The organism is Arthrobacter sp. SAFR-044, assembly GCF_051965175.1.
Lineage (GTDB): Bacteria > Actinomycetota > Actinomycetes > Actinomycetales > Micrococcaceae > Arthrobacter.
Map to the genome: position 1 here is coordinate 411,159 of NZ_JBQCMK010000001.1, position 20,750 is coordinate 431,908.

14 protein-coding genes and 1 pseudogene are annotated in these 20,750 nt (G+C 68.5%); 13 read left to right on the forward strand and 2 right to left on the reverse strand.

The window, feature by feature from the left end:
• Positions 1 to 15: 15 nt before the first annotated feature.
• From ACTHQS_RS01770 to ACTHQS_RS01820, 11 genes and pseudogenes are all read left to right on the forward strand, one after another.
• Positions 16 to 1,242: an RDD family protein gene (locus ACTHQS_RS01770; protein WP_440165844.1), complete on the forward strand. Its 1,227-nt coding sequence runs from the start codon at positions 16 to 18 to the stop codon at positions 1,240 to 1,242.
• Positions 1,239 to 2,165 (forward strand): PP2C family protein-serine/threonine phosphatase, encoded by a 927-nt coding sequence (locus ACTHQS_RS01775; RefSeq protein ID WP_440165520.1) that lies wholly within the window; start codon positions 1,239 to 1,241, stop codon positions 2,163 to 2,165. Before ACTHQS_RS01770 ends, ACTHQS_RS01775 begins: the two co-directional genes overlap by 4 nt.
• The gene (locus ACTHQS_RS01780) at positions 2,162 to 4,147 is read left to right on the forward strand and encodes an FHA domain-containing protein (protein ID WP_440165522.1); all 1,986 of its coding nucleotides are present in this window, start codon (positions 2,162 to 2,164) and stop codon (positions 4,145 to 4,147) included. The genes ACTHQS_RS01775 and ACTHQS_RS01780 overlap by 4 nt, the downstream gene beginning before the upstream one ends.
• Positions 4,144 to 5,910, forward strand: coding sequence for a serine/threonine-protein kinase (locus ACTHQS_RS01785; RefSeq protein ID WP_440165524.1), 1,767 nt, complete (start codon positions 4,144 to 4,146; stop codon positions 5,908 to 5,910). The genes ACTHQS_RS01780 and ACTHQS_RS01785 overlap by 4 nt, the downstream gene beginning before the upstream one ends.
• 45 nt (positions 5,911 to 5,955) lie before the next feature.
• Positions 5,956 to 6,660: a hypothetical protein gene (locus ACTHQS_RS01790; RefSeq protein ID WP_440165526.1), complete on the forward strand. Its 705-nt coding sequence runs from the start codon at positions 5,956 to 5,958 to the stop codon at positions 6,658 to 6,660.
• On the forward strand, positions 6,657 to 11,102 hold the full coding sequence (locus ACTHQS_RS01795; RefSeq protein WP_440165527.1) for an FtsK/SpoIIIE domain-containing protein: 4,446 nt from the start codon (positions 6,657 to 6,659) through the stop codon (positions 11,100 to 11,102). Before ACTHQS_RS01790 ends, ACTHQS_RS01795 begins: the two co-directional genes overlap by 4 nt.
• A gap of 121 nt (positions 11,103 to 11,223) precedes the next feature.
• The gene (locus ACTHQS_RS01800; RefSeq protein ID WP_440165529.1) at positions 11,224 to 11,862 is read left to right on the forward strand and encodes a hypothetical protein; all 639 of its coding nucleotides are present in this window, start codon (positions 11,224 to 11,226) and stop codon (positions 11,860 to 11,862) included.
• Between the two features lie 63 nt (positions 11,863 to 11,925).
• Positions 11,926 to 14,149: pseudogene (gene ligA / locus ACTHQS_RS01805) on the forward strand (NAD-dependent DNA ligase LigA); the annotation flags it as partial.
• A 178-nt stretch (positions 14,150 to 14,327) separates the two neighbouring features.
• Positions 14,328 to 15,137 carry an inositol monophosphatase family protein gene (locus tag ACTHQS_RS01810; protein WP_440165531.1) on the forward strand — a complete coding sequence of 270 codons (810 nt, stop codon included), beginning with the start codon at positions 14,328 to 14,330 and terminating at the stop codon, positions 15,135 to 15,137.
• Between the two features lie 160 nt (positions 15,138 to 15,297).
• Positions 15,298 to 15,801 carry a GNAT family N-acetyltransferase gene (locus ACTHQS_RS01815; RefSeq protein WP_387560042.1) on the forward strand — a complete coding sequence of 168 codons (504 nt, stop codon included), beginning with the start codon at positions 15,298 to 15,300 and terminating at the stop codon, positions 15,799 to 15,801.
• Between the two features lie 47 nt (positions 15,802 to 15,848).
• Positions 15,849 to 16,229 (forward strand): RidA family protein, encoded by a 381-nt coding sequence (locus ACTHQS_RS01820; protein WP_440165532.1) that lies wholly within the window; start codon positions 15,849 to 15,851, stop codon positions 16,227 to 16,229.
• A gap of 10 nt (positions 16,230 to 16,239) precedes the next feature.
• Here ACTHQS_RS01820 and ACTHQS_RS01825 read toward each other — a convergent pair whose 3' ends face one another.
• Positions 16,240 to 16,902 (reverse strand): response regulator, encoded by a 663-nt coding sequence (locus tag ACTHQS_RS01825; protein WP_440165533.1) that lies wholly within the window; start codon positions 16,900 to 16,902, stop codon positions 16,240 to 16,242.
• A complete protein-coding gene (locus ACTHQS_RS01830; RefSeq protein WP_440165535.1) occupies positions 16,895 to 18,649 on the reverse strand; it encodes an ATP-binding protein in 1,755 nt (584 codons plus the stop codon). Before ACTHQS_RS01830 ends, ACTHQS_RS01825 begins: the two co-directional genes overlap by 8 nt.
• 189 nt (positions 18,650 to 18,838) lie before the next feature.
• Between ACTHQS_RS01830 and ACTHQS_RS01835 the strand changes: the two genes are divergently transcribed.
• The gene (locus ACTHQS_RS01835) at positions 18,839 to 20,308 is read left to right on the forward strand and encodes a CitMHS family transporter (RefSeq protein ID WP_440165537.1); all 1,470 of its coding nucleotides are present in this window, start codon (positions 18,839 to 18,841) and stop codon (positions 20,306 to 20,308) included.
• Between the two features lie 145 nt (positions 20,309 to 20,453).
• The gene (gatC, locus tag ACTHQS_RS01840; RefSeq protein ID WP_043455998.1) at positions 20,454 to 20,750 is read left to right on the forward strand and encodes an Asp-tRNA(Asn)/Glu-tRNA(Gln) amidotransferase subunit GatC; all 297 of its coding nucleotides are present in this window, start codon (positions 20,454 to 20,456) and stop codon (positions 20,748 to 20,750) included.

Sequence of the window (20,750 nt, forward strand, 5' to 3'; positions counted from 1 at the left end):
GGGGGAGGAACGGGAATGGCAGTGAACCTTCAGCTTGTTCCGGCTGCGGCGGGCAAGCGGCTTGGGGCTGCCGTCATCGACTGGCTGCCCGGGGTGGCAGTGCTGGTGGTGACCTTCGCCATCGGATTTGCCGGGATCACCCGGACCAGGAGCGGCGGCTTCATCGTGTACGACACCTCCTCCCTGGTGCTGTTCGGCGGCATAGGCCTGGGCCTCACCCTGGCCTACCTGTTCGTGGTGCTCGGCCTGGAAGCCCGCAGCGGCAAGACGCCCGGCAACCTGGCCATGGGCATCCGCAGCGCGGACCAGGACGGCTACGCACCCGGCGCCGGTGCAGTCTTCCTGCGCGGCCTCATCACCGGGGCAGGCATCCTCCTGGCCCTGCTGGCGGCAGTACTGATAGTGGTCTTCAAATGGTTTGACGCCGCCCTGTTCATCCTCGCCCCGCTGCTCCTGGTGGGTGCCGCCTGGGCCGTGCTGGTGGTGGTTTCCAACCGGTGGGACAGGAATGGCGGCCTGCGGGGCTGGAATGACACCGCTGCCAAGACCCTGGTGTTCGACGTCAAGGCCGGCAGGGACCCCATCACCACCGGCGGCATCCAGGGACCCTACAGCTTCGCGCCCCTGGACCTTCCGCCCGTCCAGCAGGTGCTCTCCCCGGTGGCCGGCGCCAAAGCGCCGCAAACCCCGGCACCCCAACCCCCGGCAACCCGGACTGCGGCACCCCCAGTACCTGCGCCGTCGGCCGCCATGCCGTCCCAGCCCATGCCCTACACGTCGCCCGCCTCCTTCGCGCCGCCCGGCAGCAATTCCCCGGGTGTGCCCACCGGACACCGCGTGCCGCCGCCGCACGTGGACGACGACGTCGAACGCACCCAGGTGCGCCCCGGCGCCGTCGGCCCCGCGCCGGTGGCCGTCCTCCGCATCCGCCTGGACGACGGCCGCGACTTCCAACTGGACCGCAGCGTCCTGGTGGGCCGCAACCCCATGGGACAAACGGGCGAACAGCACGCGCAGCTGCTGGCCGTGGACGACCCCGGACGTTCGATCTCAAAGACGCACCTGCACCTGCTCACCGACGGCACGGGAATCTGGGTGACGGACCGGCAGTCAACCAACGGAAGCGCCGTCACCACCCCGGACGGCCTGCGCACCCCCCTGGTGCCGGGCGTCCCCACGTTTGTTACCCCCGGCTCCAGCGTGCACTTTGGAGACCGTACCTTTTACCTAGGACAGGCATGAACCAGCACCCCGCCAGTGTTTCCCCCACCATCCAGCCGGGGCCAGGCCTCGTCCTCACCTACGGCTACGGGACGGACAGGGGCCTCCGCCGGGAGCTGAACGAGGATTCCTACATCGCCGCCGACCCCGTCTTCGCCGTGGCTGACGGCATGGGCGGGCACGAGGCCGGGGAAATCGCCAGCGGCCTGTGCGTGCGTGCCTTGGCTGAAATACCCCAGGTCACCACCGGGGAGCGGAACATCACTGCCCCCCTTCTCCAGCAGTACCTGGTCCGTGCCGACGCTTCCATCCGCGAAGCCACGGGGGCCCGTGCCGGCACCACCCTTACGGGCGCCGTGGTGGTGGAACAGATGAGCATGCCCTACTGGCTGGTCCTGAACATCGGCGATTCGCGCACCTACCGGCTCAGCCAGGGGCGGTTCGAGCAGATCAGCGTGGACCATTCCGAGGTCCAGGAGCTCGTGGACGCCGGCGAGATCACCGCCCAGGAAGCCACCGTCCACCCCCGCCGGCACGTAGTTACCCGGGCTTTGGGCACGGGGGATGAGACGGAGGCGGACTACTGGCTCCTCCCCATCGAGGAAGGCGACCGCGTGCTGGTCTGCTCCGACGGCCTCACCGGGGAATTGTCGGACGAGGACATCCTTCGCATCCTCAGCACCGTGGCGGCGCCGCAGGACGCAGTGGACGCCCTGATCCAGGCTGCCCTTCGCAGCGGCGGCCGGGACAACGTGACGGCCATCGTGGTGGACGCCAGGAATGTCGCGAACGACGACGGCGCGGGCACCACCGCGCCCCGCCACACCCCGGCGGACGGGGACGAAGTGACGCTGCCGCGGCCGCCGGCCTCCGAAGCCGTAACGCAGCCCCTGCCGGCACCCGTTGATGCCCGCGCGGACCAGGACGGAGAGCCTGGACGATGACCGGCGCCAGCTACATTCCCGGCAGCTGGCTGGGCATTGTCCGGCGTGGAACCGCAGTCCTCCTGGGTCCGGAGTCGCCCGGGGCGCTGGCGGGGGCCGTTTGGGAGCTTTTGGGTTCAGACCCGGAGCCGCACGAGGTCCTGGCCGCCGTGACCAGCAGTTCTGGTGGGTCACTGACCCGCATACCGTCCTTCGGGATCCTGAATTTCAACGGGTCCCTGCGGGTCTTCCTGCGCGGCGAGCTCGACCTCGCCGTCGAGCAGCCCGGCGGACCCGTGGACCTCGACGGCCGTGACGTAACCACCTGGAACGAGCGCAGGTTCCTCGTACCCGGGAAGTGCCGGTTGGTTATCGCAGGCGGTGGCACGGGCACCCCAGGGCAGGCTGCGGGACGGCCCGGCCTTCCGCTGGTTGAACTTCCACTGGGGGAGGGCGTGGTGCTGCTGCAGTCCCTGACCTTGGGCGCACCGGCCGGTCCTGCCGCCGTCGCTGCTCCGGCTCCGGCGGACCGTGAAGAACCCACGCGGACTCCGGCCGGTGTTGACGGCCCGTTCGCCGTCAATTCTTCCGGCGAGGTGGATGGTCCCGCCGACAACGAGCAGGCCCTTGCCCCGGAAGCGCCAACGGGCGGGGGCGAAACAGCCGACGATTCCTCCAGGTGGACCGCCACTGCCATGCCAGCCGCCCCTGCCGTTGCCGTGCAGCAGCCTGACGCCATACCCCGTCCGGTACCCGCCGTGCAGCACCTCGATCCGGAAGCCACAATTGCCCCTGGCTCGATCATCGACGCCGACGGAGAGCTTCTTGAGGAAACCGGTGCCGCGGAATCGGCCGGCCTTGGCGAGCAAGAATCGGAGCTGCCCGGTTCCGGGACAACCGGCGCGACACCAACCGCCGCTGCAGCAGGTCGTGGTGAGGCAGCTCCCGCCGTAGACACGACCACGTCCTACGACCATCTGTGGGACCGGACCGTGATGCGGAACATCGAAGATGCGGCCGTGCGCGAGGACCCCGACGCCGACTCCGGACATGTCGTGCCGCAGCAACAGCCGGCACTGGCAGCTGCCGAACCACTGCCTGCCCTGGGCACGAGGGAGGATGCGCCGGGTGGCTCCTCCGCAGAATCGGGTGCAACGGAATCCGGAGCACCAGAAGTCGGCCCCGCGCCTGCAAGTCCAGACGACGCGGCGGGACCCGGGACCGGCCCGGACGATGCCGCTGCCACCCCGCTCCGTCCTGCATCTGCTGGAGTCCTCATTGACTCCGTACCCTGGCGCACCGGGGGTGCAACGCCCAACCCGATGCCTGCACCTCGCCTGGGCAGCCATGCCCCCGTCCACGAACCTGCACCCTTCGAGGCACCTGAAGTAGCCCAGGACCCGCTGGCGCACCCGCCTGCCCCGGGGCAGGAACCAAGCTTCGACCCCGACCACGACGGCCAGACGGTCATGAAGAGCAGCCTCGCGGGAACAGCGGCCGGGCCGGCAGCGAACCCACCTGCCGCCCGGCAGGATGCCGGCGGTGGCCCGCTGGTGCTGGCCCGCGTCTGCGCCCAGGGCCACGCCAACCCGCCCACCCGCGCCCAGTGCAGCGTCTGCGGGGCCGCCCTGTTGCCCGATGCGGTGCAGGTGGCGCGTCCCCGGCTGGGACGGATGCGGCTGTCCACCGGAGACCTGCTGGACCTCGACCAGTCCATGGTGATCGGCCGCCAGCCGTCAGTATCCCGGGTCCAGGGCGGTGTGATGCCGCGCCTGGTGCAGGTGGCAAGCCCTGGCGGCGACATCTCCCGGTCCCACGTGGAGGTGCGGCTTGAGGGCTGGCACGTGATGCTCTGCGACCTCAAGGCCACCAACGGCACCGTCCTGGTCCGCGAAGGCCAACCGCCGCGCCGTCTCGCCCAGAACGAGATGGCCATCCTGCTCGACGGCGATATCGCTGAACTGGGCGACAACATCTCATTGCGTTTTGAGGAGATTCCTTGAGTTCCAAACGGCCTGTTGCGCCGCCGCCCCGCATTCCGGGGTTCACCTACATCAGCCTGCTCGGCTCGGGCGGCTTTTCGGACGTCTACCTCTACGAACAGGACAGGCCGCGCCGGAAGGTCGCCGTCAAGGTACTCCTGTCCGACCTGAAGACTGAGGGCGCCCGCCGGCGTTTCGAGTCCGAGGCCAATCTCATGGCCCAGCTGTCCTCGCACCCCTACATCGTCACCATTTTCGAAGCGGAAGTAACCGACGACGGGCACTCCTACCTGGCCATGGAGTACTGCTCCCGGCCCAGCCTGGACGTGCGGTACCGGCGCCAGCGCTTCAGCGTTGATGAAGTCCTGGCCGTCGGCATCCAGGTGGCCTCCGCCGTCGAAACCGCGCACCGCGCCGGCATCGCCCACCGCGACATCAAGCCCGCGAACATCCTGGTGACGGACTATAACCGTCCCGCGCTGACCGACTTTGGGATCTCCGGCACCCTTGCCGGGGACTCCGACGACAACTCGGGCATGTCCATTCCCTGGTCGCCGCCGGAGCAGTTCCGCGACGGCAGTGTTGACGGCGTCATGGTGGACGTGTGGGCCCTCGGCGCCACCCTGTACACCCTGCTGGCCGGACGCTCGCCCTTCGTCATGCCCGGGGCGGACAACTCGCAGCGGGAACTGATCAACCGGATCAGCAACTCGCCGCTGCCCCGGCTGGGCCGTCCGGATGTGCCGGAGTCGCTGGAACTGGCCCTGGCCACAGCCATGGCCAAGTCGCCGCAGTCACGGTATTCCTCCGCGCACGCCTTCGCGCTGGCCCTCCAGCGGATCCAGGCTGAGCTCAACCTCTCCGTGACGCCCTTCGAAGTCCTTGAGGAACCCCAGCAGGAGGAGAGCCACCCGGACGACGGCACGGAGGAAACCCGCGTCCGCAGCATTGCTGCCATCGATCCCGAGCGCACCGGCAGCGCCCCCACCTTCCCGGCCCGCACCCGTCCCAACGCCCCCGGCGCCGGGACCGAGGCCACGGGACGCCGGGGTGGCGCCGTCCCGCCGTCGTCCTTCACTCCCGCCGGCCCCGGCCAATGGCGGCCGGCCCTCGCCGTGCCCTCCATCCCGGCGGGTCCCGCCGGAACGGATGGGCCCGGAGCAGGCGCGGCCGACGGCGGCGGCCAGGGGGAGTGGGCCCAGTCCACCGTCCTGCGCGGCAGCCCAGGCGCGGCGAACTATGGTGCCCCGGTCAGGGACGACGCGGGGCCTGACGCCTACACCGCCGACGCCACCGTGCACCGGCCCGTGAGCGTCGACCAGCCCCAGCCGGAGCCGGCGGCAGACCACAGAAAGCGGAACCTGTGGCTGGCGGTTTCCGGCGGCACCCTGCTGGCGCTGGCAGCGGTGGTGGGCATCGTGGTGGCCAACGCTGCCCCCGGCACGCCCAAGGTGGCGGAAACCCAGCAGGTCAGCAAGCCGCCGGCCGACGCCGTGGACAGCGGCACCGTCCCCAGTGTTGAAGGCCTCACGGCATCACGAAAGCCCGAAGATCCAAACACCATCATCTTCTCCTGGACCAACCCGCAGCCCAGGGAGGGCGACTCCTACAAGTACCGCACCAAATCGGCCAAGGCGGACGGGCCCTTCGAAACCACGAAGGTACCAAAGACCTTTGTTTCCGGGTTCGGCCCCACTCCCATCTGCCTGGAAGTGATCCTGGTGCGGGCCGACGGCAGCGCATCGCCGGAAGGCCCGGACTCCGTCGCCTGCCTGCAGGACTAGCCAGTTGATGACGCAAACACATTGCCCACTGAGGAGGCACAGATCATGGGGGATCTAGCAATAGATTTCTGTGGCGAATGGTACGAGCCATCGGACGAGGACATCTTCAACATTGGCCGCGAGGGCGATCTTGAAGTGGACGACAACCCGTACCTGCACCGGCAGTTCCTGCAGGTGGCCCGCTACGACGGCATCTGGTGGCTCAGCAACGTGGGCAGCATGCTCTCGGCCACCGTGGCTGACGGCTCCGGCGGCATGCAGGCCTGGCTGTCGCCCGGCGCCCGGATTCCGCTGGTGTTCAGCCACACCAACGTCATCTTCACGGCCGGACCCACCACCTACGAGTTCGCCGTGCACGTGAAGACGCCATCCTTCCGGCAGGAAGCCCGCGAAGGCGCCAGCGGCGGGGACACCACCATCGGGCCCGTGGTCTTCACCGACGCCCAGAAGGCACTGATCGTGGCGCTCGCCGAGCCGGTGCTCCGGCGCGAAGGCACCGGCTTCAGCACCATCCCCTCCTCGGCAGCCGCCGCCAAGACCCTGGGCTGGGCGCTGACACGCTTCAACCGCAAACTCGACAACGTCTGCGACAAGCTGGACCGCGTCGGTGTCGTGGGACTGCGCGGAGGGGGCGGCAAGCTGGCCACCAACCGCCGTGCCCGCCTGGTGGAGCACGCCGTCACCACCCACCTGGTGACATCCGATGACCTGTACCTGCTCGAAAAGATGAGGGGCGTGGACGAAGGATGAGGATCCGGCTGACACTCCGCCGCGAACCCGCCGACGCCAAGGACCTGGCCGTCACGGTGGACGGCCTGGCCACCGTGGCCGACATCGCCACCGTGCTCTGGGCGGCCGACCCGGACCGGAAGGGCACCCCTGCCCCGGACAACCTGTCCCTGCGCATCGACGAAGCCTTCGTGGGCGCCGGGATCACCGGAAACATCCTGGCCCGGGAGGACAACCTCCTTGAATCGGGCCTGCGCCCGGGCTCCGTGGTCTCGCTGGCGCAGGTGAGCGGGCAGTTCCACGAACCCGGAGCCAGCCGTGGACCTGCTGCCGCCACGTTGCGCGTGCTGTCCGGGCCCGACGTCGGCCGTGAATTTTCGCTGCCCACCGGCACCAGCTACATCGGCCGGGACCGGGACGTGGACATCCGCCTGACGGACCCGCTCACGTCCAAGCGGCACGCCCGGATCACGGTGGGCGAGAGCATCGAGATCGTGGACACCAATTCCGCCAACGGCCTCCTGATGGACGGCCTGCCCGTCACCCGCGCCACCCTGAACTCATCCGACACGGTGACCCTGGGGGACACCACCATCACCGTGGTGCCGCTGGGGCACAACCACGCGGCAGCGCCGACGTCGCCCCTGGTTGACTTCAACCGCTCCCCGCGGGTGGTGCCCCGCTTCGACGTGCCCAAGCGTGTCCTCCCGGCCGGACCCAAGCGTCCCGAAGACCAGCCGTTCCCGTACATCATGCTGGTGGCGCCCCTGATGATGGGGGCGGTCATCTTCGCGGTCACCCAGAACGTGCTCTCCGTGGTGTTCATGCTGATGATGCCCCTGTTCATCGTGGGCCATTACGTGGACCAGCGGATGCGGACCCGGAAGCAACAGAAGGAACAGCTCAAGCAGTTCCGCGCCTCCATGGCCGACTTCCGGCAGGACCTCACCGAGCTGCAGCAAGTGGAACGGGCGGTCCGGCTCCAGGAAGCGCCGTCCGTCAGCGACACCGTGGACGCCATCTACAAGCTCGGACCGCTGCTGTGGACCCACCGGCCGGAGCACTCCTCCTTCCTGGGCCTGCGCTTTGGGCTGGGGACAGCACCCTCCCGCATCCCTTTGGAAGAGCCGTCCAACAATGACACCGAGGTCCAGTATGCCCGCGAGATCCAGGACTGCATCAAGCAGTTCAGCGAGATCGAAGGCGTCCCCGTGGTCTCCCAGCTGCGCACCTCCGGCGCCCTGGGCATCGCCGGCGCCCGCGGCCTGGTGGACGACGTGGCCCGCGGCATGGTGCTGCAGTTGGTGGGCCTGCACTCCCCGGCAGAGGTGATCCTGACGGCTATCACGTCCGCCCAGTCCCGCGAACGCTGGAACTGGCTGCAGTGGCTCCCGCACGTTGGCTCCGGCCACAGCCCGCTGGGCGGGGACCACCTGGCAGCCGGGTCTGCCGGCGGCTCCTCCCTGCTGGCACGGCTTGAGGACCTGGTGGATGCCCGGGAAACAGCGGCCAAACGGAGCGCCCCGGACCTGCGGCCGGGCATCGACCCCGTCAAGCATGAACTCGAAGAGCCCGTCCTCCCGTCGGTGCTGGTCATCGTGGAGGACGACGCGCCCGTGGACCGCGGCAGGCTCACCCGGCTGGCCGAGCGGGGTCCCGACTGCGGCGTCCACGTCCTGTGGGTGGCCACCGACATCCAGGCGCTGCCCGCAGCCTGCCGCGATTTCATGGTGGTGGACGGCCACCACGGCACCACTACCGGCCAGGTGCGCCTGGGCCGTCACACCTACCCGGTCAGCTGCGAAAGCGTGGATGCCGAACTTGCCGCGCAGCTGGCACGGATGCTGGCCCCCGTGGTGGATGTGGGCAAGCCCGTCAACGACGACTCCGACCTGCCGCGTGCCGTGTCGTATGCAACCCTGATCGGCAAGGACTTCCTGGACAACCCCGACGCCGTGGCAGAGCGCTGGACGGAGAACAACTCCGTCCAGGCCACCGCGGTGGCCAACCGCAAAGACAACGGCACGCTCCGGGCGCTGGTGGGGTCCAAGGGCATCGAGCCGCTGTACCTGGACCTGAAGAACGAGGGGCCGCACGCGCTGGTGGGCGGCACCACCGGTGCAGGTAAATCCGAATTCCTGCAGTCCTGGGTCATGGGCATGGCCGCGGCGTACAGCCCGGACCGCGTCAGCTTCCTGTTTGTGGATTACAAGGGCGGCGCCGCGTTCGCGGACTGCATCAACCTGCCGCACACCGTCGGGCTTGTCACCGACCTGTCCCCGCACCTGGTGCGCCGCGCCCTGACGTCCCTGCGTGCGGAGCTGCATTACCGTGAGCAGCTGCTGAACCGGAAGAAGGCCAAGGACCTGCTGGCCCTGCAGCGCGAGGCTGATCCCGACGCACCGCCGTACCTGATCATCATCGTGGACGAATTCGCCGCCCTGGCCAGCGACGTTCCCGAGTTCGTCGACGGCGTGGTGGACGTGGCCGCGCGCGGCCGCTCCCTGGGCCTGCACCTGATCCTGGCCACCCAGCGTCCGGCCGGCGTCATCAAGGACAACCTGCGCGCCAACACCAACCTCCGGGTGGCACTGCGCATGGCGGATGAGGACGACGCCACGGACATCCTGGGCGTCCCGGATGCCGCCTACTTCGATCCTGGCATTCCGGGCCGCGGCGCCGCCAAGACCGGGCCGGGCCGCATCCAGGGATTCCAGACCGGCTACGCCGGCGGCTGGACCACTGACAAGCCGCAGCGGCCGCAGATCGACATCGTGGAGATGGCCTTCGGTTCCGGTCCCAGCTGGGAAGCGCCCGCCCCTGCTAAGCCCGTTGCCCAGGAACCGGCCGGGCCCAATGACATCGCCAGGATGACTTCCACCATCGTGCACGCCGCGGACACCCTGGCCATCCGGCCGCCGCGCAAGCCGTGGCTGGATGAGCTGGCCAAGACCTACGATTTCTCCAAGCTGCCCAACCCCCGCACCGACGAACAGCTGCTCCTGGGCGTTGCCGACGATCCAGTGCACCAGGACCAGCCCACCGTGTTCTACGAACCTGACCGGGACGGCAACATGGCCATCTACGGCACCGGCGGTTCCGGCAAATCTGCAGCCCTGCGCGGCATTGCCATTGCTGCTGCGGTCACCCCGCGCGGTGGCCCGGTCCACGTCTATGGCATCGATTGTGGCTCTTCGGGGCTGCGGATGCTGGAGGAGCTTCCGCACGTGGGCGAGATCATCAACGGCGACGACGTGGAACGCGTGGGGCGGCTGCTGCGCCTCTTACGGGATATTGCCGAGCTGCGGTCCGCGCAGTTCGCAGAGGTGCGTGCGTCCACCATCGTGGAGTACCGGAAGTTGGCCAACCGGCCGGATGAGAAGCGGATCTTCGTGCTGGTGGACGGCATGTCCGCGTTCCGGGAAGCATACGAGCACAGCAAGCTTTCCGGGCTCTGGGACATCTTCCTGCAGCTGGCCACTGACGGCCGCACCCTGGGCATCCACCTGGTGGTGACGGGGGACCGGCCCAACGCCGTCCCCGCGTCGCTGCTTGCTTCCATCCAGCGCCGCCTGGTGCTGCGGCTGTCCAATGAGGACGACTACATCTCCATGGACGTGCCCAGGGATGTCCTCACTGCGACGTCGCCGCCGGGCCGCGGGCTGCTGGACGGACTTGAGGTCCAGCTTGCCGTCCTGGGCGGCAACTCCAACCTGGCCCTGCAGGCCCGGGAAGTCCATAAGCTCAGCGAAGCCATGCTGCGCCAAGGCCTCGATACCGCGCCCGGCATCGAACGGCTGCCCGAGCAGGTGGACCTGGATGTCCTCGCCGCCGGCAGCCCGGACCTGCCGGTGGTCGGTGTGGACGACGAGTCCCTGCAGCCCGCGGAGATCATGGCCCGCGGCCCGCTGCTGCTGGCCGGCCCGCCCGGTGCCGGACGGACCGTAGCCCTCGTGACCCTTGCCTATGCACTGCGCCGGTCCAACCCTGCCACTGAGCTGATCTACCTCGGGTCGCGCCGGTCCGCCGTCGCCTCCCTTCCCATCTGGAACCGCTCGGTGGTGGGGCCGGACGACCTGGCCGAGGTGGTGGAGGACCTGGTGGAACACTCCACCGGGAATCCGGGAGCGGTGGCCTTCTTCATCGAAGGCCTGACGGAGTTCACCGACACTATCGCCGAATCGGGCATGGCACAGCTGGTCACGGCCTCGCTGAAAGCAGACCAGTGGGTCATCGGCGAGTCCGAGTCTTCCACCTGGTCCAGCGCCTGGCAGCTTGCCCAGCCCTTCAAATCCGGGCGCCGCGGCCTGCTGCTCAACCCCGGGGACATCGAGGGCGACAGCCTGCTCAACACCTCCCTGGGCCGGGTGAGCCCGGAGTTCATCCCCGGCCGCGGCTACGTGGTGGGACGCGGCAAGGCCCGCAAGATCCAGGTGGCGCTGCCGCCGGAAAACCGGGACTGAGCAGGACCAACGACGACGGGGCCGCCGCTGCGGCGGATTTGCGGCCCCGCCGGGCGCTGTAGAAGACTACCGGGGACACCAGAAAGCCGCGGTGGGGGGCTGCGCGCATCGAAAGGTAGCAATGACCCCGTCCGCTCTGATCCTCCATGCCGTCTCGACGACGGCTTCAGCAGCTGCCTTGGCCTTCGCTCTTGGCTTCTTCCCGGCCGGGCCCGCGCTCGCCGCCGCCACCGCACCCTCTCCAACTCCGGCGTCGGAAACCCAGGCCCCATCAGACTGCGGGTTGGTCTGCCTGCCCATCCTCGCCAGCAGCCCCGACGCCGGCCAAACCGGGCGGCCGCGGAAATCAAGGGAGCTGGCGCCGCCGCCGGCCCAGCCGGCACCTCCGACGGATGTGCCCGCGCAACCGGCCCAGCCCCAACCACCACAGGGCGATACCCAGTCGCAGCCCGATGCCCCGGCACCGGATCCGGCGCAGCAGCCTGCGACGGCGCCGGCAGCCCCGGATGAACCTGCCGTTGGTTCTTCTCCCTCCGCCGGTTACCGGCCGCCCACCGGCCCCTCCAGCGGACAGGACTGGAACAGCCCTGTTAACCGGACCAGCGCGCCCACCCAGTTGGCTGCCGTTGCCCCTACCGGTGGCGGGGGTCCTGGCGGGCCGGCCCTCGGGCCCATCGCCCTGGGCACGCTGCTGGTGGGCACCTCCGCCGGAGCCTTCGCCTGGTGGAACCGGAACCGGAACGGGCTCCGGGCGCACTGAGCCGGGGTGCGTGCCACGCCGTCCTGCCCCATGGCTGTCGGAGGTGTAAGGCAAGATAGGTCTGTGAGCACAGGACCAGGACCCGCAGAACAAACCGCTACCCGGACCACGGCACCGCACGAGCCCGAGGCGACCCCCACCGAAGCCATCCGCGAGGAATACGACAACCTCGCGGACCTGGTCCGGAAGTACCGGTTCGCGTACTACCAGGAGGATGCGCCGCTGGTGTCGGACGCCGAGTTCGATGCGCTGTTCCGCCGCCTCGAGGAGATCGAGGCACTGCACCCCGAGCTTGTCGCCAACGATTCACCAACCCAGGAGGTGGGCGGCGAGGTGTCCGCCGCCTTCGCGCCGGTGGAACACCTGCAGCGCATGTACAGCCTAGAGGACGTCTTCTCGCTGGAGGAGCTCGAGGCCTGGCTCAACCGCGCCGAGGCCAGCATCGAAAAAATCGGCGACGGCGGTGCCAAAGCCGCCTGGCTGACCGAACTGAAGATCGACGGCCTGGCAGTCAACCTCCTGTACCGCGACGGCAAGCTGGTGCGGGCTGCCACCCGCGGCGACGGCACCACAGGCGAGGACATCACCCACAACCTGCTCACCATCAAGGAAATCCCGCAGGAGCTGCGCGGCAGCGGCTTCCCGGCCGAAATGGAAGTGCGCGGTGAAGTCTTCATCCCGTCCAAGGCGTTCGCCGAGTTCAATGAGGCCCTGATCGAAGCCGGCAAGGCGCCGCTGGCCAATCCCCGCAACGCCGCGGCCGGTTCGCTGCGGCAAAAGGATCCGGCGGAGACGGCCAAGCGGCCGTTGAAGATGTTCGTCCACGGCATTGGTGCCCGGGAGGGGCTTGCCGCCGGCAGCCAGTCCGAAACGTACGGGCTGCTGAAGGAATGGGGCCTGCCGGTCAGCCCGTACTTCGAGGTGTTGGAGACCCGCGACGACGTCCTGGCGTTCATCAAGCGGTACGGGGACCAGCGCCACAAGCTGCTCCATGAAATCGACGGCATCGTCATCAAGGTGGATGACTTCGCCACCCAGCGTGCCCTGGGCAACACCACCCGCGTTCCCCGCTGGGCCGTAGCCTACAAGTACCCGCCGGAGGAAGTGCACACCAAGCTGCTGGATATCCAGGTCAACGTGGGCCGCACCGGACGCGTGACGCCCTACGGTGTCATGGAGCCGGTCAAAGTTGCGGGGTCCACGGTGGAAATGGCCACCCTGCACAACCAGGACGTGGTCAAGGCCAAGGGCGTCAAGATCGGCGACATCGTCATCCTGAGGAAGGCCGGGGACGTCATCCCCGAGATCGTCGGCCCGGTCCTGAACCTCCGCGACCAGCAGGACCCGCCGGTGCGCGACTTCGTGATGCCCACCGAGTGCCCCTCCTGCGGAACGCCGCTGGCACCTGCGAAGGAGGGGGACGTTGATGTGCGCTGCCCCAACGCCAGGTCCTGTCCGTCGCAGCTGCGCGAGCGGGTATTCCACGTCGCCGGCCGTGGTGCCTTCGATATCGAGGCCCTGGGCTGGGAGGCCGCCATCGCACTGACCCAGCCCGCTGAACCGGATACCCCGCCGCTGACTTCCGAAGCCCGCCTGTTCGACCTCACCCCCGAGGACCTGGCCGGCGTTCGGATCCGGCGCGAGAAAAAGGCCAAAGGCGTCCCCACCGGTGAATATGAACTGGTGCCGTACTTCTTCAGCAAGGGCACGGCAAAGTCCCCGTCCAAGCCCACCGCCACCACCCAGAAGCTGTTCACGGAACTTGAAAAAGCCAAGACCCAGCCCCTCTGGAGGGTCCTGGTCGCCCTGTCCATCCGGCACGTCGGCCCACGCGCATCACGGGCTCTGGCGCAGGCATTCGGCTCCATGGACCGCATCCGCGCAGCGTCCGAGGAGGAACTCGCGCACGTGGACGGTGTTGGCCCCACCATCGCCGCAGCTCTGAAGGAGTGGTTCGCCGAGGACTGGCACGTGGAGATCATCGACCGCTGGGCCGCCGCCGGGGTACGCATGGAGGACGAACAGGACGAGTCGATGCCGCGCACCCTTGAGGGATTGACGGTGGTGGTCACGGGCTCCCTGCCCAACTTCAGCCGCGACGAGGCCAAGGAAGCCATCCTGCTCCGGGGCGGCAAGGCGTCAGGTTCCGTTTCCAAGAACACCAGTTATGTGGTGGCCGGCGAAAGCGCCGGCAGCAAGCTGGACAAGGCAGAGCAATTGGGGATCCGGGTCCTGGACGAGGACGGGTTCCGGCAACTGCTCGACGGCGGTCCGGCAGCTTTGGGGGACGGGCCGGCAGGCGGAACAGCTTCGGGGGACGCGGCACGACAAGAAGTGGGCGACGACGGCAACGAAGAGGCGACCGTACCAACCACTGCCGGGGACAGCACTGTCGGGGACAACACTGCCGGGGAAAACACCGTCGGGGAGAACACTGTCGAGGACCACACCGTGGAGGAGAACGCATGACGTCCGCAACGGAGCTGCTGGAGGTAGCCAAACAGGCGGCCGCGGCAGGCGCAAAGGTCTTGTCCGGCCGCGACGGCAACGCCCTGGACGCGAGCAACAAGGGGGCGGCCGGGGACTGGGTCACGGCCTTCGACCTGGCCGCGGAAAACGCCGTGCGCCGCGTCATCGCCGCTGCCCGCCCCGGCGACAGCATCACGGGCGAGGAGCAAGGAACCACCCGGGCCACCGAACCCACCGGTTACCGCTGGTCCATCGACCCCCTGGACGGCACCACCAACTTCATCCGCAATATCGTTTACTACGCCACCTCCGTGGCTGTTGCCGATGCCGACGGCGTCTGGCTGGCCGGCGTCGTCAACGCCCCCGCCCTTGGCAGGGTGTACTACGCTGCCCGCGGCCAGGGTGCGTGGCTGGAGGAACGCGGCACTGTCACCAGGCTCGACGGCCCGGTACCGGGCCGCGCCGGGCAGATCCTGGCCACCGGGTTCAGCTATGAGCCCGACATCCGCATCCAGCAGGCCGGCGCGTTCGGTGCGTTGATGGACGGCTTTGCCGATGTCCGCCGGCTTGGTTCCGCTGCCCTGGACCTGTGCATGGTGGCGGACGGAACCCACGATGCCTACGGCGAGCGGGGCCTGAACGAGCACGACTTTTCAGCCGGCGCGCTGATAGCGGAGGAGGCCGGATGCTGGGTGCGCAGGCCGCGCCTCACCAGCCCGCTCGACGGTGGCCCGACCGATGGTGAGCGCCTGGACGCCTGGACCTGTGCCGCCAGCCTGGAGTTGTCCGGGAAGTTTCCGCTCTAACCCGGCACGGGCCTGTGCCGGCTTGGATCCTTGGCGGTCCAGAGCGGCCCGGATCCATCGCGCTTCGTGTCAAAGCGGGACGGCAGCCCGTTCTGATAGTTCTGTCACGGAAAGTGCCTTCCTGACGTGCCGCGGGTGGGCCCGCTACTAGCATTGACTGGTGCAGCCGCAGATAACCATCCGTCCCGCCGTCGAGGCCGACTTCGCCGCCATTGCCCGCATCACCGGAGATTCGTATCTTTCGGCAGGCTACTTCGACGACGCAGCCCACCCCTACATGGTCAAGATCATGGATGTGGCAGAGCGCGCGGAGCAGGCCACCATCTGGGTTGCGGAGCGGGACGGCGCTGTGGTCGGTTCGGTGACCCTGGCACTGGCGGGGGAGCCGTACGCGGACATCGCCCTGCAGGATGAGCTGGAATTCCGGATGCTGGTGGTGGACCCTGCCGTCCAGCGCAGTGGCGCCGGCAAAGCCATGGTCGAGGCCATCATCGGCCATGCCAGGACGCTCCCCGGCATCCGCGCAGTGGCCCTTACCACCGGCCAAACCTGGGAAAGCGCGCACGGGCTGTACCGCAAGACCGGCTTCCAGCGCGTGCCGGAACGGGACTGGCTGGTCCCCGGAACCGACATAAAACTGCTGGTTTACCGGCGCGACCTGTAGCAGCCCTACAGTGGTGCCGACCCATTCCAGCTTTGAAAGGCCCACCCATGCGCAAAACCTTCGGCAGCGGATCCGTCTGGGAACAGACCCTCGGCTATTCCCGCGCCGTCCAGGTGGACAACACCCTGTACATCTCCGCCACCGCGGCCAGCGGTGACGACGGAGTGGTGGGGGATGACTTCTACACCCAGACCCAGTACGTCCTGCAGAAGCTCGGCAAGGTCCTGGCCGACGCCGGCTTCGCCTACGAAGACGTGGTGCAGTCCAAGCTGTACCTGACGGACATCAGCAAATGGGAAGAGGCCGGCCGGGCCCACGGCGAGGTGTTCGGTGAGATCCGACCCACCCTCTCCCTGGTCCACGTGCTCCCGTTCCTGGACCCGAAGATGCTCGTCGAGATTGAACTGGTCGCGCAGAAGAGCGAGTAAGTTTCCGGCCCTACCTCCCAGGCAGGCCGTAGCGGTGCTCCGGCCTGCCGGTGGTGCCGTAGCGGAGCTGGATGTCCACTGCGCCGTCGTCCGCCAGCGAGGACAGGTACCGCTGGGCGGTGGCGCGGGAGACGCCCACGCGGGCGGCCACCTCGGCGGCAGAGTACTGCTCGCCGGGGGCCAGCGATTCCAGTACCGCCGCCTCCGTTGCGGAACGGGGTTTCGACGACGGCGCGACGTCCCCCGGAATCAGGGCACGTTTGGCGCGTTCCACGGCCTCCTGGTCCAGTGCCCCCGGCTGGGCCAGGAGGCGCCGGTACCGGGCATAGGAGCGCAGCTGCTGCGACAGTGACTCAGCTGTGAACGGCTTGAGCAGGTACCCCAGCGCACCGCGGCGGAAGGCCACCCGGACCGACGCGGGATCGGATGCGGCGCTGAGGATGATCGTGTCCACATCCAGCTGTTGCAGCAGGTCCAGCCCGGAGGCGTCCGGAAGGTACACATCCAGGAGCACCAGGTCTGGCCGCAGGCTGTGGATGGCCTGCAGGGCCAGCGACGCAGTACCAACGGGCGCCAGCGCCAGGAACCCGGCCACCGAATCGACGTAAGCGGCGTGCAGTTTGGCCACGTGGAAGTCGTCGTCCACGATCAGGACCCGAAAATCATCAGCCATTGTCATCCTTTCCGGCCGTCCCCGTGATCTTTGCGGCAGGGTTCCCCGCCGTCGTGTGCGGAAGGCTGGCCATGAACACGGCACCCGGCCCGCCCCGGGTGCCCCGCTCCAGCACCTTCACGTCGCCGCCCCGCCGCCGTGCCAGCTGGCGCGCCAGCGCCAGCCCAAAGCCCTGCCCGCCGCCGGCACGCACCGGACCCGCGGCAGTAGTGAAACCTTCGGCAAACACGCCCTCCGTGTCTGCCCCTTCTGCCAGCCCGTCACCTGAGTCCGCCACGACGACGTGCAGGGTGCCGCCGTCGTCGCCCGGCTCGTCCAGCACCTCAAGCTCAACCCAGCGGTCCGTCGAGGACCCTGCCACGGCGGCGTTGACCGCGTTGTCGATCAGGTTCCCCAGTACCGTAGTCACGTCCTGGGCCTCCGTGACCTGCCCGCGGACCAGCGTCTCCGGCCCGATGCGCAGCGCGACGCCGCGCTCGTCCGCCTCCACGCCCTTCGCCCCCACGAAAGCCTGCAGGTAGGGGTCCTGGAGCAGCTCGGCCTGGTCCACCGGAAACTTCAGCGGGCCGGTGGCCGCCAGCCCGGCAAGGTAGTCGCGGGCCTCCTGATGCTGCCCGATGCCCAGGAAACCGGCAAGGGTGTGCAGCTGGTTGGCGAACTCGTGCCGCTGGGCGCGCAGCGCGGTGGACATGGTGCCGACGGCGTCGAGTTGCCGGGTAAGCTCCTGCAGTTCCGTGCGGTCGCGGAGCATGATGACCCAGCCCAGGTCCTCCCGCCGGTGCAGCGCCTTCCGGGCGTTCGCCACCAGCACCCGGCCGCCGGCCACGAGCTCGAGGGCGTCCTGGTTTGATCCGCCAGTGCCCGCGGCTGGACCCGAAGCACCGTTTCCCGGGCGGGTAACGGACTTCAGCTGTTCCGGGACGGGCGCGTCCTCCCAGCGGGATCCCGACAGGTCCGGCAGACCAAGCAGCCGCTGCGCGGCGGCGTTGAAGACGCTGACCCGGCCGTCGGCACTGACGCCGATGACGCCGTCGTCCACGCCCTGCAGCACCGCCACCTGGTCGTGCACCAGGGTGCTGATTTCCTCCGGTTCCAGGCCCAGCGTGAGGCGCTGCAGGCGGCGGCGCAGCAGGAAGGAGCCCAGGACCCCGGCCAGGAGGGCGCCCGCGGCGGTCAGTGCCACGGGTCCGATATCGCGGGCCACGCTCTGGGCCACGGTTTCCATGGAGTAGCCCACGCTCACCTCGCCCACCACCGTGCTGGTGCCGGGCGCGTACACCGGAACCTTCGCGCCGGCGGAGGGGCCCAGCGTTCCGGTGTTCCGGGTGGTGACCTCCTGCCCGGACAACGCCTCGGACGGATCGGTGCTCACCTTCTCGCCGAGCCGCTGGGGATCGGGATGGGCCAGCCGGATTCCGGTTTCATCGGTGATCACCACGAACAAGGCGCCGGTCCTGGTCCGCGCCGCTTCCGCCGACACCTGCAGCGGGCCGGCCAGAAGGTCCTCCGCCGGGGGAGTGCCGGGCTGGTCGCTGATGGCCAGCACCTCGGCGCGGACCTCCGGATCAGAGGCAACGGTCCGGGCGAGCGTCAGCGCCTGGTTCTCCGCATCGCTGCCCACCCGGTCGTACGTCAGCCAGGCGTGCACGGCGGCGCTCAGCAGTACCACCAGCAGCACCACGGCCAGCTGGAGCAGCAGCGTCTGGGTGGAAAACCGCAGCGGCTGCCGGGGCACGGATCGCTGCATTCATCCTCCTTGACGGGTGTGGCGGGGCCCGGTTCCAGCGCGACGGCGCTGTGAGCACAATGAGCAAAATGCTCCCAATAAGCAGTATGCCAATCAATTGAGCCAAAGGCACTGCCGTGACGGCCGCCACCCTACAGTCTGTAGCACGCGTCACACCGCTGTGCCGCTGTTCACAAGAAGGAGCCGGCTGTGCTGGTAATACTTGGATTCGCCATGATCGCGGTATTCATGGTGCTGATCATGACGAAGAAGTTGACGCCAGTGCTGGCGTTGATCATTGTCCCTACTGTTTTTGGCCTGTTCGCAGGTGCCGGCCTTGGCATCGGCGACATGGTGATGGACTCCATGAAGTCCATGACCTCCACCGCGGCCCTGCTGATGTTCGCCATCATCTACTTCGGCCTGATGATCGACGTCGGGCTCTTTGACCCGCTGGTGAAGTTCATCCTCCGCAAGCTGGGCAACGACCCCGCCAAGGTGGTCCTGGGCACCGCCATCCTGGCCGCCGCCGTGTCCCTGGACGGCGACGGGTCCACCACCTTCATCCTCACCACCGCAGCCATGCTGCCGGTCTACCTGCGCCTCAAGATGAGCCCCGTGGTCCTCACCTGCGTGGCCGGCCTGGCCAACGGCACCATGAACATCCTGCCGTGGGGCGGCCCTACGGCCCGCGCCGCCACCGCCCTGAAGATCGACGTCAACGATGTCTTCGTCCCCATGATCCCGTCCCTCGTGGCCGGCCTGGTGGTCGTCTTCGCCTTCTCCTGGCTGCTCGGCCTGCAGGAACGCAACCGCCTCCGCGCCACCGCTCCCGAGATCTGGGGCGTGCCGGACACTGCGGAAGAGTTCGACGGCGGCACCTCCGCAGGTGCCTCCGGCACCGGCGCTTCCGGAACCGGCCGCGGCCGCAAGGGCGGCAACCCCGGCGGAGCAGCCCCCGCCGGTGGTTCGGTGGCAATCCTGGAACGCACCGAAACCCTGGTGGATGAGCACGACTCCGCCATGGCGGACACCGCTCTCGACCCCAACCGCAGCACCCTGCGCCCCAAGCTGTTCTGGTTCAACCTGGCCCTGACCGTCGCCGTCATGGTGGTGCTCGTCGCCAACGTCATCCCGCTGCCGTTCGTGTTCATGGTGGGCGCCGCAATCGCCCTGCTGGTCAACTTCCCCAAGGTCAAGGACCAGGGCGCCCAGCTGATTGCGCACGCACCGTCCATCGTCGCCGTGGTCAGCATGGTCATGGCCGCCGCCGTCCTCACCGGCGTCCTCAAGGGCACCGGCATGGTGGAAGCAATGTCCGCGTGGCTGGTCCAGATCATCCCCACCTCCATGGGTCCGTTCATGGCGGTCATCACCGGTGTGCTCAGCATCCCCATGACGTTCTTCATGAGCAACGACGCGTTCTACTTCGGCGTCCTGCCCGTCCTCAGCGAAACCGCTGCCCACTACGGTGTCGGCGCCGCTGACATGGCCCGTGCCTCCATCACCGGCCAGCCGTTCCACCTGCAGAGCCCGCTGGTTCCGGCCATCCTGCTGCTGGTCTCGCTGGCCAAGGTGGACCTGGGCGACCACCACAAAAAGGTCCTGTGGCGCACCGCCGTCATCTCCCTGGTAATGCTCGGAGTCGGCATGCTTACCGGAGCCATCGGAATCGGCTAGTCTGTACCTGCCCGTGATCCTGTCCCCGAGGCAGGCCGGGTATCGAAGGTGCCCGTCTGACGCCCGCTGGGGGATGTCAGACGGGCATCTGCGTTTCCGCACTAGACTGGATCGGAAAACAATTCGAACTTTGCAGGGGAGATCCATGGCTGCGATCAACCGTGACGACGTCGCGCATCTCGCGCGGCTCGCTCACATCGAGATGAGTGCCGAAGAGCTGGACAGGATGGCCGGCGAGCTCGCCGTCATCGTGGATTCGGTCAAGTCCGTCAGCGAGGCCGCGGGGGACGACGTCCCGGCCACCTCGCACCCCATCCCGCTCACCAACGTGTTCCGTGAGGACGTTGTGGGACACACCTTCACCGCGGAACAGGCTCTCTCCGGCGCACCGGACTCCGATGACAACCGTTTCAAGGTTCCGGCCATCCTGGATGAGGCATAG